Genomic DNA, 14131 nt, shown 5'->3' with positions numbered 1-14131 from the left:
GAAAATAATGAGCACAGGTCAACATATTTCACATAAATTTGATGAAGAAGTCGATGCAGTAATGAGCGGTGTTTTGAGCATGGGTGGTTTGGTGCTTGAGCAAATTGACCGAGCCGTTAAAGCGTTATTAACAAGCGATGAAGTACTGGCAAAATCGGTGATAGCAGATGATGTGAAGGTGAATGCATTTGATGTGGACATTGATGAAATGTGTAATCGCATTATTGTTATGCGCCAGCCGACAGCGACAGATTTACGTCTGATCATGACCATTATCAAGACCACCAATGACCTGGAAAGAATGGGCGATGAAGCAAAAAGGATTGCCAGGCAGGCGGTTGATGTTGCTAAGCAAGGAGCTTTGCCCGAGCAGTTTGAGAGAATTGAGCAAATGGCGATTCGTGTTAAAGATATGCTCAATAGGAGCCTGGATGCGTTTGCTCGTAAAGATGTAGACGAAGCGCTTGAAGTGATTGGCTTGGATCGAAAAGTGGATAAGGATTATGAGAGTCTAGTTCGCCAGCAAATCACCTATATGATGGAAGACCCAAGAAAAATCCCCGTGGCTATCGATCTTTTATGGTCTTCAAGATCGTTAGAGCGAATTGGTGATCGGTCTTGTAATATTTGTGAGTACGTTATTTATCTGGTTAAGGGAAAGGATGTGCGACACATAAAAATGAAGGATTTAAAGGCGCAGCTGTAATAGCGCTTAGCCTAGTTAATCTTTTTAAAAAGCCCGCTGAGCAGCGGGCTTTTTGTTGTTAGGCTGCAAAAAAACAACAATTGTCACCGGCTTGTCATCTGGCTGTCATCTAGTCGATCTAAGATTCTCCCGTGTTAAAGAATGACTCAAATTTAAAAACTAGGGATATAAAATGAAACAATCAACATTATCAATTGCCGTTAAGGCCGCCGTATTAGGTGCTTCAATTGCACTTGCACCTGCTGCTTTTTCAGCAGATAAAGAATTATTGGATATCTTAAAAGCCAATGGCGCTATTACTGAAGATCAGTACACAGAGCTATCTATGTCAAACATGATGAATAAAAATAATAGACCGTCTGATGAGCTGCTTAAAAAAATGGCATGGGCAGGAAAAATCAAAGTGAAAGGTGACTTGCGTATTCGTAACGAAAACCGCAGCACATCAAATGATATCAGCACAAAAGGCCGTACACGTTACCGTGCGCGTATTGGAGTATATGCTGATGTAACTGAAAATGTAAAAGCAGGTATTCGTATATCTTCAGGTAAAAATAACACGGCGACATCAACAAATGAAACAACAGAAGACTACTTTCAAAAAGATGATGTTGGTATTGATTTAGCCTATATTAACTGGACAGCGTTGGAAGGCTTAGAGTTAATTGGCGGTAAATTTAAACAGCCTTGGCAGCAAGTTAGCGGTGGCATGGTATGGGATGGTGATTTAAACCCTGAAGGTGTGGCGGCTCGTTATACAACAAAATTGGGTAGCGCAAAAATGATTGCTTCAGCGGGTTATTTAACATTGGATGACAATGGCTCAAGTAGTTCAGAAGACGAAAGTATTAACTTTGCACAATTAGCGGCTAAATTTAACGTGGCGGGCGCAAAAAGCATGTTGGGTGTGAGTGTTTATGACTTTTCTGAAGGTGATAATAATCCACTAGACCTAGATGCTCTATCGAAGGCTAAAGGCAACGATTCAACTGAATATCAATTAACAGAGGTTTTTGCTCAAACAGAACTAAAGTTGGGTTTACCTATCAAGTTGTACGGTCACTACGTAGTCAATAACGATGCTAATGGCGTGAATAAAAGTGAAGATACAGCGTGGTTATTAGGTGTTGGTACAAAAATGGGTAATTGGAAAGCCAGTTATGATTACCGTGAAGTTGAGTTGAACTCGGTGTTTGCAGCGTTTAATGATTCTGATTTTGCAGATGGTTATAGCGATTCAGAAGGTAGCCGCTGGAAATTATCTTATGAAATTAATAAAAACTTCAGCGTAGCAACAACGTACCTTGATACTGAAATGGGTAATTTAACCAGTAAAGGTAAAGGCGATGTTGATACGTGGCAAATTGACTTAAAAGCTAAGTTCTAAAAACGTAATAATAGAAGCTTGTTTTAGCCCTGACGTGATGTCAGGGCTTTTTTATACCTATCGCTAACTGATATAATTAGCAACTCTTACATTGCGCGCAATTAACGATAAAGGTTTAACGAGTATGGCATCTAAAAATTATCTGTCCGGTTTATTCGGAGCATCCCCAGTTGCACCACTGCAAGCACATATGAAACTGGTTGATGAGTGTGTGGGCAAACTGATTCAATTGTTTGAAAACATGGCCAATGGCGACACCGCTGCTGTTGAACTGGTTTATCACGAAATCGCCGCGCTAGAACAAAAGGCCGATGATAAAAAGCATATGTTACGTGAGCAATTACCCACCAATCTTTTTATGCCCATTGAGCGACAAGATTTACTGGGCGCGTTACGTGTGCAAGACCTTTTAGCTAATCGTGCTAGAGACATTGCAGGTATTATAGTTGGGCGTAAACTTCAGTTTCCAGAGCCGGCAAGTCGACGCGTGATCGAGCTGGTGAAAGCCACGGTGGATACTTGCCATCAAGCATTGAAAGTTGTTAATGAATTAGACGAATTGGTTGAAACAGGCTTTAGAGGCCATGCCGTTCGCGTGGTTGAAGAATTGTTAATAGAGCTTGATAACTTAGAATCCGTTACGGACCGAATTCAAGTTGACCTGCGTGCTGATTTGTTTTCTGTTGAACAAGACTTATATGCCGTTGATGTGATGTTTATGTATCGCATTATCGAATCTATCGCTGAGATTGCTGATGATGCCGAGCGTGTGGGACGTCGTTTTCAATTAATGTTATCTAAATAAAGGAGTTTCTAAGATGGATTACGGGACGACTTATTTAGTACTGGCGGTGGTTTTTGGTTTGTTCATGGCGTGGGGTATCGGCGCGAATGACGTGGCGAATGCGATGGCGACCTCAGTGGGTTCAAAAGCAATAACGATTAAACAGGCGATTATTATTGCCGCTATTTTTGAGTTTGCAGGTGCGATTTTGGCGGGTGGTCAAGTCACCTCAACAATTCGTAAAGGCATTATTGATGTGAGCGACCTCGGCGCGACACCGGAAATATTGGTGTTAGGGATGCTGGCGGCTTTGCTGGCGGCTGGCACTTGGTTGTTAATTGCGTCGCATAAAGGCTGGCCGGTATCAACAACCCATTCCATTGTGGGTTCAATTATTGGGTTTGCCATTGTTGGAATTGGTATGGATGCCGTTCAATGGGGCAAAGTCGGTACGATTGTCATAAGCTGGGTCACTTCACCATTATTGGCGGCTGTGTTGGCATTCTTTATTTTTAGAAGTGTACAAAAATTAATTTTAGAAACAGAAAACCCATTAGAGAATGCTAAGAAATACGTGCCGATGTACATTTTCTTTGTGGGCTTTATTCTTTCCATGGTGACGATGGTGAAGGGGTTAAAGCATATTGGTCTAGACGTAAAAGGCATGGAAGCGGTCTACATTTCTATAGGTATTGGTGTGTTGCTGATGCTATTGGGTAAGTTCTTAATCAACCGCTTGAAGTTTGAAGCGTCAGACGACATCAACTTTCATTACACGAATGTCGAAAAAATATTCAGTATGTTAATGTTGTTGACGGCGTGCGCGATGGCGTTCGCACACGGGTCGAATGATGTGGCCAATGCGATTGGTCCTTTAGCTGCCGTTGCTAGTATTGTTGAATCAGGTGAGCTGTCTCAAAAATCGGCGTTGCCGATCTGGATTTTATTTGTCGGTGGTGTAGGCATCGTACTGGGCCTTGCAATGTATGGTCGAAAAGTTATTGAAACCGTAGGAACTAAAATCACAGAATTAACTCCAAGTCGTGGGTTTTGTTGTGAAGTGTCTGCAGCAACGACTGTTGTATTGGCGTCAGGTATTGGTTTGCCAATATCAACGACACATACATTAGTTGGCGCCGTATTAGGTGTCGGTATGGCCAGAGGCATGTCTGCATTAAACCTTAGCGTCGTACGGGGTATTTTTATGTCGTGGATTGTTACGTTACCAATTGGTGGCGTGCTGGCGATTATTTTCTTCTACATACTTAAAAGTGCCTTTTCATAAGGCCTTGCTGTAGGAGTTATTAACTGTAGCGGTTTATTATGACTAGGCTTGGTGGTTGTTAACTAACAAGCTCTAAATTTTGAAGGCTTCACTTTAAAAAATTGTTTTATCTGCTAAAGTTTAAGGAATACATTGCCGATTATTTAATCGGCGACAATTAGAATCTGAATAAGGGAAATACATTGGATTTTGCAACAATAATAGGTTTTGTGGGCGGCTTGGGCATCATTATTGCCGCTATCGCAACAGGTGGTGACGTGATGATGTTTGTTGATGTGCCATCAATCTTAATCGTTATTGTGGGTACATTTATGGTGACATTGATGCAACTCTCGATTGCTGAGTTTTTGAGCTCGTTTAAAGTAGCGATTAAAGCCTTTATGAATAAAAATGATGACCCAGTGGCATTGATTGAAAAAGCAGTGGAGTTATCTGATATCGCACGGAAAAACGGCTTGTTGGCCTTAGAGGATCAAGAAGTAGACAATGAATTCCTTAAGCGAGGCTTGAGTCTTTGTGTCGATGGACATGATACGGTGATGGTGCAAAAATTATTGGGCCGAGATATGGATTTGGCTATTGGTCGCCACGAAGTAGGTCAAACGATGTGGAAGGCGGTAGGCGACATGGCGCCGGCAATGGGTATGATCGGAACACTCGTGGGTTTGGTGCAAATGTTAGCGAATATGGCTGATCCAGCGGCGATTGGCCCTGCGATGGCGGTGGCGTTATTGACAACGCTGTACGGTGCGGTAATTGCGAATGCGTTTGCGTTGCCAATGTCTGCAAAACTAGCCAGTATTTGTAATAACGAACGACTTAATAAAACACTGATTTTAGAGACAGTTCAAAGTATTCAAGAGGGTATGAATCCGCGTGTTTTAGAAACCTTGCTCAAGACGTACTTGCCAGAAAACAAACGATCTTCGGTGGGTGAGCCTGAAGCAGCTGAAGGGTAATGACCCAGTAGGGGTGTAACAATGAATGATGACAATTGTCCGAAGTGCGTTGAAGGACTGCCTGCATGGATGGGAACATTTGCAGATTTAATGTCTTTGTTGATGTGCTTTTTCGTCTTGCTACTATCCATGGCAACGATGGATGCTAACCGTTTTAAGAAGATGGCTGAATCGTTAAATGATGCGTTTGGTGTACAACGACAAGTGATCGCCTATGAAATTGTGAAGGGTACAACTGTAGTGGCGCAGCACTTTAGCCCAGCAGCGGGTGATCCAACAATTTTAGATGAGGTTCGGCAGCAAACAACCGATTCAGAAAGGGAGTTTTTAGGTAAAGATTCTGAGCAGGAATCAGAAGAAAGTAAACAAGAGCAAGCTAAAAAGCAGCAAGAAATAGAAGCAAAAGCGCAAATTGTGACCGAGTATGTTGAAGCGACAGAACAGAAAATCAATGATGCGAAGGACTTAGCCGAAGAAGTAAAAGAGTTTATGGTCGAGGAGATTGAGCAGAACATGGTCAGTGTTGAAACGGATCTTGCTCGGGTGATAATTAGGATACACGAGAACGGTTCTTTTCCTTCAGGTAGCGCTGAGTTTAACCCTGATTTCTTACCCATCATGGATAAAATAACGGCGGTTGTAAATGGTAGTGTAGGCACTGTAACCGTTGCTGGACACACGGATAATATTCCAATTAAGGCAGGCTTGTATCGGTCAAATTGGGAGTTATCAGCGGCGCGTGCCGTTACGGTTGCTCAAACGCTGCTGAACGATGGCACGGTAGATGAAACTAGGATGGTTATTGAAGGGCACGCCGATACCGTGCCGTTAACCGATAATGAGACACCGGAAAATAGAGCGATGAATCGGCGTGTAGAAATTATTTTAATTCAGGGCGAAATGCCGCAAGATTTAAATGACCCAATTTTAGAAGTGGTGAGACAACAATGAGCCAAGAAGAAGGGCAAGAACGTAGGCGGTTTTTTAGGATAAATGATGAGGTCGCTTTAAGCTATCGTCTGGTTCCTGATAACGGGCTGAGTAACAGCAGTGGGTTGACGACTGCTGAAAGAGCGCCTGTCTCTCTGGCGAATGAATTGGAAAAAATGAACGAAGTGTCTCGAATACATTTCCGCCATGTGGAAAAAGAGTCGCAAGAAGTGGCGCGTTATTTTTCTTTTATAGAGGCTAAGATTAATTTATTAGCACATCACTTGATGATGGGCAGCGACGAGTTGTTTGTGAAGACTACGCAGCCTGTTAACCTCAGTGGCTCGGGGGTTTCGTTTACAGTTGAAGAGGCGTTAAAGGTCGGCGATTATCTTGAAATAAAATTCATCCTTACACCGTCTTTAGCCAGCATTAAAACTTTTTCAAGCGTTGTTTCCTGCAAACCTGAAGGTAAGCAGTTTCGAGTGGCTGTTGAATACAACCAATTGAGTGACGATGATAGGGATCTGTTGATTCGTCATGTGGTTAAAAAGCAGATGAATGATATTCGTGAGCAAAAAGATTAGCCTCTATTACCGTATTTTTTAGATACCTTCCTTCAGCCATTTGTTTGAAGCTGTTATGCTTTTTCTATGGAACTATTAACAGCACATAAAACAATCATAAAACGGATGGCCGATGGCCAGTTTTTTTCCGGCCAGCAATTAGCTAATGAGCTCAATGTTAGCCGTGCATCCATTTGGAATTACCTTAAAACACTGGAAGCTGCCGGCTTCGAATTTCACGCAGTTAAAGGCAAAGGCACGCGCCTAAAGTTACCCATAGAACTGCTTGATAAGCAGCGTATTATCTCGAGTCTATCTGTAGAGAGACGGCACTTTGTTGAGCAATTAGACGTATTAGATGTGTGTACATCAACTAACCAATATATCGCTCAACGACATAGCCTTGAGTCACTGCCTAATGGTTCGATTTGTATGGCCGAAATGCAAACAATGGGGCGAGGTCGGTTAGGTAAAGCGTGGGTTTCACCTTATGGGCAGAACTTATACGTCTCTTTTTTATGGAACTTTAAGGGTGGAATATCGGCTTTATCGGGATTAAGTTTGGCCTGTGGGCTGGCTGTCTGTCATGCGCTTAAAGAACTTGGTATGGAAAATCACGGCTTGAAATGGCCAAACGATATTTTATGGCAAGGTGAAAAGCTAGGTGGGGTATTGGTAGAGATTCAAGGGGAAAGCCAAGGTGGGTATACAGCGATTATTGGTATAGGGCTTAATTACCGCATGAGCTTTCAATCGTCCACTGAGATAGACCAACCATGGGTTGATGTGCATAAAGCTTATGCTGGGACGATGGGACGAAATGAACTAGCTGGGAGACTAATTGATAACGTCTTAAGCGTGCTGGAAGGGTACGAAGAGGGTGGTTTGGTGCCGCATGTTGAGCAGTGGAACAGCTATGATTGTTATCGAGATAAGAAGGTTAAAATCATATCGGGTGGGCAATATGAAGAAGGGCTTGCTAAAGGTATTTCAAGCACCGGAGAACTGCTTTTATTAAAGGCTGATGGTCAAGTGAAAAAAATTATATCTGGCGAAGTTAGTTTGCGACTAAGTGATCAATAAATGCTTCAGTTATTTATAGATAAGGGTAATACAGCGCTCAAATGGCAGCTTGTTGAGAAAACTTCTTTAGTGGGAGAGGGTGTTGTTAGCAACGAAAGACTATTAGAGGATGAATGGAATACGCTGGCGACACAGAGGCTATCTGGTATTTATGTTTCAAGCGTGGGCTCTGATAACTTCTGTCGTGATTTGACAGTGTGGGCTAAAAAATATAGTCAGCCTTTACCCGTGTTTATTGAAAGTACGCGTGAAGTTTGCGGTGTGGTTAATGCGTATAAAGAGCCAGAACGGTTGGGTGTGGACCGTTGGTTAGCCATGATTGCTGCGCACAATAAATATCCTGGGATGCTATGTGTGGTGGATAGTGGTACAGCGTTAACGATGGATTTTTTGTTAGGAAATGGCGAACATTTGGGTGGCTTTATTGTTCCCGGTGCTGCGTTAATGACAAAAAGCTTGCTCGACAATACGCAGAAAATACAGCTTGACGATACGGCGAAGCAGGGTCAGTTAGGGAAGAATACAAAAGAAGCAGTGAGCTTTGGTATTGAACAAATGTTACAGGCCTTTGTACGAGGAAAAGTGGTCGAGATTGAATCCAAATATCAACAAAAAGTCACCGTTGTTTTAACCGGTGGTCACGCGAACGACTTACTTGATGGCTTGGTTGTTTCGGTGGAGTTAGAAGGGGACCTCGTGTTGCAGGGTCTGAAATTGATCGTTAAACAGTCGCAATGAAAAGGCTCTTCTTCTTGCTAGTGTTTGTGAATATCGTTTATTTCTTTTGGGGAATGACCGCCAGTAAAGAAACGCTATTGGTGAAACAGCAAGCACCGTTGTATAACGCAAGTAAGCTTGAGAAGCTGCTGGCTATTTCAAAAGAAGACGCGGCTCAGCTGATTGCAGGGCAAGCATATTCAAACCAGGAACCAGAAGTAAAGAAAGTCGAGCTGGATAAAGAGTGCTTTTTGATTGGAGATTTTGATAATGAAAATAAGGCTAGCGAGTCAGCAGCAGTCTTAAATGGTTTAGAGGGCGTGGTGTCAATCGTCCCATCTACAGTGCTCGAAGAGTTTTGGGTTGTGTATCCTGCGGATGAAGATTGGAACCAGTCTTTGCTTAATGTGGAGCAACTACAAGCCAAAGGGGTGACAGATTTCTGGTTAGTTCCTAATGGTACTTACATGGGAACGGTTTCTCTGGGTCTATTTATAACAATTGATAGAGCCAATAAAAGACTAGGTGAGCTAAGAAAAAAGGAAGTTGAAGCGGAGATTATTCGTCGGGAAAAATATCGCTATAGCATTAAGGTGGAAACTAAGGGTGGAATAGAGCTAATTCAGCACTATCTAAGGAGCGTTCCGGTGAACAAGAAAAATAGTATACGTAAAATTAGCTGTTAAGCATTGCCCGAAATTTTTATATGCATTAGAATACCGGCCCTGACGCTGGTGTAGCTCAGTCGGTAGAGCAGCTGATTTGTAATCAGCCGGTCGGTGGTTCGAATCCTCTCACCAGCTCCATGTTATAAAAAAGGCCTTAGATCATGATCTAAGGCCTTTTTTATTATTCGCGAGGTGAACTCTAATTAAAGGTTCTAACGGGCTAAAAAGTCTAGAGTTAGTGTGTTGAACTTTTCTGCATGTTCCCACTGAGCCCAATGTCCGCATTGGCTAAGAATATGTAAGTCAGCACTGGGAATGCCCCATAAAAACTTGAGTCCATGGTCGAGTGGGCAGAAGCGATCATCACGACCCCATATAATGAATGTTTCTGCTCCAATCTTGCTAAGGTTTGGCGTGAAATCAGTGACAATAAGCTTTGATTTTGCAAAACTTTTCATGAAATTTTCTAGATGTTCTGGTTTTCTCATCATGTTTTCAAAGCGACTTTCAATGAGCTCATCACTCATAAGAGACGGGTCATAAACGAAAACTTCAATCATTTTCTTGAGCGCTTCTAATGATGGGTTTTGGTAAAGGGTAACCAGTAATTTTATGCCTTCTAAGGGCATGGGTGAAAACATGCTTTGTCCGCCACCACCAGCGCCCATAAGGACCATTTTGTCTAAGCGGTCTGCAAATTCGAGTGAAAAACTAAGTGCGCTTGCGCCACCCATGGAGTTGCCTACTAAGTGGGCTTTCTCGATGTTAAGTTCGTCCATCAAGCCTTTTATCGCACGAGCATTCAAGACATCGCGTGCATCACCAGTGATGATGGTGTCAGATTTATTAAAGCCAGGGCAGTCTAATAAAATAGTGCGATATTTTTCTGAGAATGCGTCAATATTGCGCGAGAAGTTACTCCAACCCGCTGCGCCTGGACCACCGCCATGCAGCATAATAACGGTTTCTTTTCCGTTGCCAGCCTCATTGTAATGGAGGTTCAGATCCAAATTTTTAATCTTGACGTATTTACTGGTGTTTTGTTCGGTGAGAGTAGCCATGTGTTTCCTTATTGTTTAGATCTGTATTGAATAATGCCACTAAGCAATAGAAGCTAGCAGCAAGAAGAATATCACTGAGCGATGAATTAGATTGTACTAATGTTTAAAAATAAATTCCATTAGAAGCGGAGGACTGATTTGTTTGCGCAAGGTCATGAAGCGCACAATAAATTTTTCTAATGTTCAAACCGGTGTACATAAATTACGGCCAGTTAAAGAAAATATGCATCATTAACCCGAGTTACGATGTTATTCGTGCGAAGTCAATTGCAAAATTTGGTTAAATTAGCGAAAATACACGGTTCATTCGGCATAGTGCCGATCATTTCTCTTCTTTGAATTGTCAAAGTAGACGAAGAGCTAGCTTTGGAAAGAATTATGAAAAAAACAATGTACGAAAAAATCTGGGAAAGTCACTTTGTTCACCAAGAACCAGGACAGGCCCCTTTGTTATATGTTGATAGACACTTAATGCACGAGGTGACTAGCCCGCAAGCGTTTGAAGGTTTGCGCATGTCGAAGAGAAAAGTGCGGAATCCCCACAGTATTTTGGCCACCATGGACCATTGTGTGCCGACGAAAGATCGTGATCTTCCTATTGCTGACCCTATTGCTAAAAAACAAATTGAAACAATGGCGGACAACTGTGCAGAAAACGGTTTAAACCTGTATGACATGGAAAGCCCAGATAACGGCGTTATTCACGTGGTTGTGCCAGAACACGGTTTTGTACACCCAGGCATGGTAGTTGTTTGTGGCGATAGCCATACAGCGACACACGGTGCATTTGGTGCGTTGGCATTTGGTATAGGCACGTCAGAAGTAGAACACGTGATGGCAACACAAACATTGCCGCAACAAAAATCAAAAACAATGCTGGTACAAGTGAACGGCAAATTGTCTAAACACTGTACGGCTAAAGACATTGCCTTGGCGATTGTTGGTGTAACCGGAACAGCGGGTGGCACAGGCTATGTATTTGAGTATGCAGGCGAGGCAATTGAGGCGCTTTCAATGGAAGGCCGTATGACAGTCTGTAATATGGCGATTGAAGCGGGTGCGCGTGCCGGTATGGTGGCACCAGATCAAAAGACCTTTGATTTCTTGGCGGGCAAAGAATTTGCACCTAAAGAAGAGCATTGGGATCAAGCATTAACGTACTGGAAATCATTAGTAACCGACGAAGGTGCTGAATATGATGCTGTTATTACGTTAGAGGCAGGCGATATTGCACCACAAGTAACTTGGGGTACGTCACCTGAGCAAGTGGTTGGTGTTAACGGCGTTGTGCCTGCTCCAGCAAGTTTTGATAACAAAGGTAAAAGCCTTGCGTGTGAAGGTGCCTTAGCCTATATGGACCTTGAAGCGAATACAAAAATAACGGATATCAATATCGATTACGTGTTTATTGGTTCTTGTACCAATGGCCGTATTGAAGATTTCCGTGATGCTGCCGAAATGGCAAAAGGCACGCAAGTGGCTAGTGGTGTAACAGCGATTGCCGTACCGGGTTCTTTTCACGTGAAAATTCAGGCAGAAAAAGAAGGTTTGGATAAAATCTTTAAAGACGCGGGTTGGGAATGGCGCGAACCGGGCTGTTCCATGTGTTTAGCAATGAATGGCGATGAGCTTAAAGACGGCCAACGTTGCGCATCAACATCAAACCGTAACTTCGAAGGGCGTCAAGGTAAAGGCGGTCGCACGCATTTGGTGTCTCCTGCAATGGCAGCGGCGGCAGCGGCAGCGGGTCATTTCGTTGACATCAGTAAATTAGGTTAAGACTATGGAACAATATAAAACACACGAAAGCATCGCGGCGTTGATGAATAGAAACAACGTTGATACCGATCAAATTATTCCTAAACAGTTTTTGAAAAAAGTTGAACGTACCGGTTTTGGTGTGCACTTGTTTCACGATTGGCGCTACAACGATGATGGCGTAACCGATAATCCAGACTTTGAATTAAACAAGCCAGCTTTTAAAGGCGCAAAAGTTCTTGTGGCGGGTGATAACTTTGGTTGTGGTTCATCGCGTGAGCATGCGCCGTGGGCGATTGCCGATTATGGTTTTAACACAATAATTTCAACCAGTTATGCTGATATTTTTTATAACAACTGTTTTAAAAATGGCATTTTGGCTATTAAAGTGAACGAAGCGCAGTTAAATGCATTAATGGAAGAAATTAATGCGAACGAAGGCGTTAGTTTTTCTGTTGATCTTGAAAACCAAAAAGTGACAACACCTGCGGGTAATGGTTTTGACTTTGAAATTGATCCCTTCCGTAAAGAGAATATGATAAAAGGGCTTGATGATATTGGTTTAACTTTGAAGCACGAAGCTAAAATTGGTACCTACGAAGAGCAGCACAAACAACGCTTTCCTTGGCTCTGGGCATAAGGCCTTTTTGAAAGCTAACACGATGGATTCTCGATATATCCAAATAATGGATACCACCTTGCGTGATGGTGAGCAAACGCAGGGTGTGTCGTTTTCGCCTGCCGAAAAAGTCAGTATTGCTAAAGCCCTGCTTGAATCTCTGCGCGTTGATCGTGTAGAAGTTGCTTCTGCCTGTGTTTCTGAGGGAGAGCAAGAGGCCGTTCGTAATATCAACGAATGGGCGCAGTCTGAAGGATTAGGCGATGCCGTTGAAGTGCTGGGTTTTGCCGATCATAAGCGCAGTGTGGATTGGATTGTTGCCGCTAACGGTAAAGTGATTAACCTGTTGACTAAGGGCAGTGAAAAACATTGCCGGGAACAGCTAGGTAAAACGCTTGAACAGCATGTTGAGCAAGTGCTTAACACGATCAATTACGCTTTAGAGCAAGGCTTGAAGGTTAATGTGTACCTTGAAGACTGGTCGAATGGTTATGCCGATAGCCCAGACTATGTGTTTGCCTTTATGGACAGCATTAAAGACTCTGGCATAGAACATTTTATGTTGCCTGATACCTTGGGTGTTATGTCGCCAGATGAAGTGTTCTCAGCGTTGAGTGACATGTGTGAACGCTACCCAGAGGTGCAATTCGATTTCCACCCGCATAACGATTATGGCTTAGGAACAGCCAATATAATGGCCGCAGTTCGTGCCGGCGTGAGCGCAATTCACTGTACAGTTAACTGCTTGGGCGAGCGCGCGGGTAATGCATCGGTGTCGGAAGTGACCGTTGTGTTACGCGATAAGATGGGTATGAAATTAGCGATTGATGAAAGTAATATTGTTCGTTTGAGTAATATGGTGGAAAATTTTTCCGGTAAATGGGTGTCAGCCAATGCGCCTATTATTGGAGAAGATGTGTTTACCCAAACGGCGGGCATTCATGCCGATGGCGATAAAAAAGGCGGTTTGTACGAAAGCAAACTCAGCCCTGAACGTTTCTCAAGAATACGCAGTTACGCGCTCGGTAAAATGAGTGGCAAAGCATCGCTAAGTAAAAATTTAGAGCGATTGGGTATTACGTTATCAGATGAAAATCAAAAGAAAGTACTCGAACGCATCGTCCGCTTAGGAGACTCTAAGCAAACCATCACCACCGAAGACTTGCCGTTTATTATCGCTGATGTATTGGAAAGTGAGAGCTATAAGCACATTAAACTGCTCGACTGTTCGGTTACAAGTCGGTTAGATCAGTCGTCAGTCGCCAATATTAAGGTCAATATAAAAGGCAAAGATCATGAGTCATCAGGGTCGGGTAACGGCGGGTTTGATGCCTTTATAGACGCCGTTAATAAGGTTCTTTCTGAGTATGATGCGGTGTTGCCTGAGTTAGCAGATTATGAAGTGCGTATTCCTAAAGGCGGGCATACTAACGCATTAACGGAATGTGTTATCACTTGGGATAATGACATAAAAATGCGTAAAACGCGTGGTGTGCATGCCAATCAGGTGTTTGCTTCTATTTTGGCAGCGCTACGGATGATTAACATTCAGTTGCACGAAAAAGTTTAGACTTTAAAAAAGTATTATAAAAAAGGCTTACCTTGGGT

General features: G+C 42.9%; 14 protein-coding genes and 1 tRNA gene. 14 read left to right on the top strand and 1 reads right to left on the bottom strand.

Annotated elements, in window-relative coordinates; genetic code table 11:
- The first annotated feature begins 7 nt into the window (after positions 1–7).
- The 11 genes from phoU to AB1Y31_08765 all read left to right on the top strand — a co-directional run bounded on the left by phoU (position 8) and on the right by AB1Y31_08765 (position 9223).
- On the top strand, positions 8–706 hold the full coding sequence (gene phoU / locus AB1Y31_08815) for a phosphate signaling complex protein PhoU (protein MEW4983269.1): 699 nt from the start codon (positions 8–10) through the stop codon (positions 704–706).
- A gap of 172 nt (positions 707–878) precedes the next feature.
- Positions 879–2093 carry a putative porin gene (locus AB1Y31_08810; protein MEW4983268.1) on the top strand — a complete coding sequence of 405 codons (1215 nt, stop codon included), beginning with the start codon at positions 879–881 and terminating at the stop codon, positions 2091–2093.
- Positions 2094–2217: 124 nt separating this feature from the next.
- Positions 2218–2898, top strand: coding sequence for a TIGR00153 family protein (locus tag AB1Y31_08805; GenBank protein MEW4983267.1), 681 nt, complete (start codon positions 2218–2220; stop codon positions 2896–2898).
- Positions 2899–2911: 13 nt separating this feature from the next.
- The gene (locus tag AB1Y31_08800; protein MEW4983266.1) at positions 2912–4162 is read left to right on the top strand and encodes an inorganic phosphate transporter; all 1251 of its coding nucleotides are present in this window, start codon (positions 2912–2914) and stop codon (positions 4160–4162) included.
- A gap of 182 nt (positions 4163–4344) precedes the next feature.
- The gene (gene pomA / locus AB1Y31_08795; GenBank protein MEW4983265.1) at positions 4345–5121 is read left to right on the top strand and encodes a flagellar motor protein PomA; all 777 of its coding nucleotides are present in this window, start codon (positions 4345–4347) and stop codon (positions 5119–5121) included.
- Positions 5122–5142: 21 nt separating this feature from the next.
- Positions 5143–6072 carry a MotB family protein gene (locus tag AB1Y31_08790; protein ID MEW4983264.1) on the top strand — a complete coding sequence of 310 codons (930 nt, stop codon included), beginning with the start codon at positions 5143–5145 and terminating at the stop codon, positions 6070–6072.
- Positions 6069–6638: a PilZ domain-containing protein gene (locus AB1Y31_08785; protein MEW4983263.1), complete on the top strand. Its 570-nt coding sequence runs from the start codon at positions 6069–6071 to the stop codon at positions 6636–6638. The genes AB1Y31_08790 and AB1Y31_08785 overlap by 4 nt, the downstream gene beginning before the upstream one ends.
- A 66-nt stretch (positions 6639–6704) precedes the next feature.
- Entirely contained in the window at positions 6705–7700 is a 996-nt protein-coding gene (birA, locus tag AB1Y31_08780; protein MEW4983262.1) for a bifunctional biotin--[acetyl-CoA-carboxylase] ligase/biotin operon repressor BirA, read from the top strand.
- Positions 7701–8438 carry a type III pantothenate kinase gene (locus tag AB1Y31_08775; protein ID MEW4983261.1) on the top strand — a complete coding sequence of 246 codons (738 nt, stop codon included), beginning with the start codon at positions 7701–7703 and terminating at the stop codon, positions 8436–8438.
- Between the two features lie 26 nt (positions 8439–8464).
- Positions 8465–9103, top strand: coding sequence for a hypothetical protein (locus AB1Y31_08770; GenBank protein MEW4983260.1), 639 nt, complete (start codon positions 8465–8467; stop codon positions 9101–9103).
- Positions 9104–9147: 44 nt separating this feature from the next.
- Positions 9148–9223, top strand: a tRNA-Thr gene (locus tag AB1Y31_08765).
- A gap of 74 nt (positions 9224–9297) precedes the next feature.
- Here the strand turns inward: AB1Y31_08765 and AB1Y31_08760 are convergent.
- Complete coding sequence (locus AB1Y31_08760; protein ID MEW4983259.1) at positions 9298–10146, bottom strand: alpha/beta fold hydrolase; 849 nt, start codon at positions 10144–10146, stop codon at positions 9298–9300.
- A gap of 378 nt (positions 10147–10524) precedes the next feature.
- Between AB1Y31_08760 and leuC the strand changes: the two genes are divergently transcribed.
- Genes leuC through AB1Y31_08745 form a run of 3 tightly spaced genes read left to right on the top strand, consistent with a single transcriptional unit; the run spans position 10525 to position 14093 of the window.
- The gene (gene leuC / locus AB1Y31_08755) at positions 10525–11925 is read left to right on the top strand and encodes a 3-isopropylmalate dehydratase large subunit (GenBank protein MEW4983258.1); all 1401 of its coding nucleotides are present in this window, start codon (positions 10525–10527) and stop codon (positions 11923–11925) included.
- Positions 11926–11929: 4 nt separating this feature from the next.
- Positions 11930–12544 carry a 3-isopropylmalate dehydratase small subunit gene (gene leuD / locus AB1Y31_08750; GenBank protein MEW4983257.1) on the top strand — a complete coding sequence of 205 codons (615 nt, stop codon included), beginning with the start codon at positions 11930–11932 and terminating at the stop codon, positions 12542–12544.
- A 22-nt stretch (positions 12545–12566) separates the two neighbouring features.
- Positions 12567–14093: an alpha-isopropylmalate synthase regulatory domain-containing protein gene (locus tag AB1Y31_08745; protein ID MEW4983256.1), complete on the top strand. Its 1527-nt coding sequence runs from the start codon at positions 12567–12569 to the stop codon at positions 14091–14093.
- The last annotated feature ends 38 nt before the right edge of the window (positions 14094–14131 follow it).

It is taken from the genome of Cycloclasticus sp. (assembly GCA_040743155.1).
In the GTDB taxonomy this organism is placed as follows: domain Bacteria; phylum Pseudomonadota; class Gammaproteobacteria; order Methylococcales; family Cycloclasticaceae; genus Cycloclasticus.
Note: the sequence above shows the minus strand (reverse complement) of the source record. Positions and strands in the feature narration are given on the sequence as shown.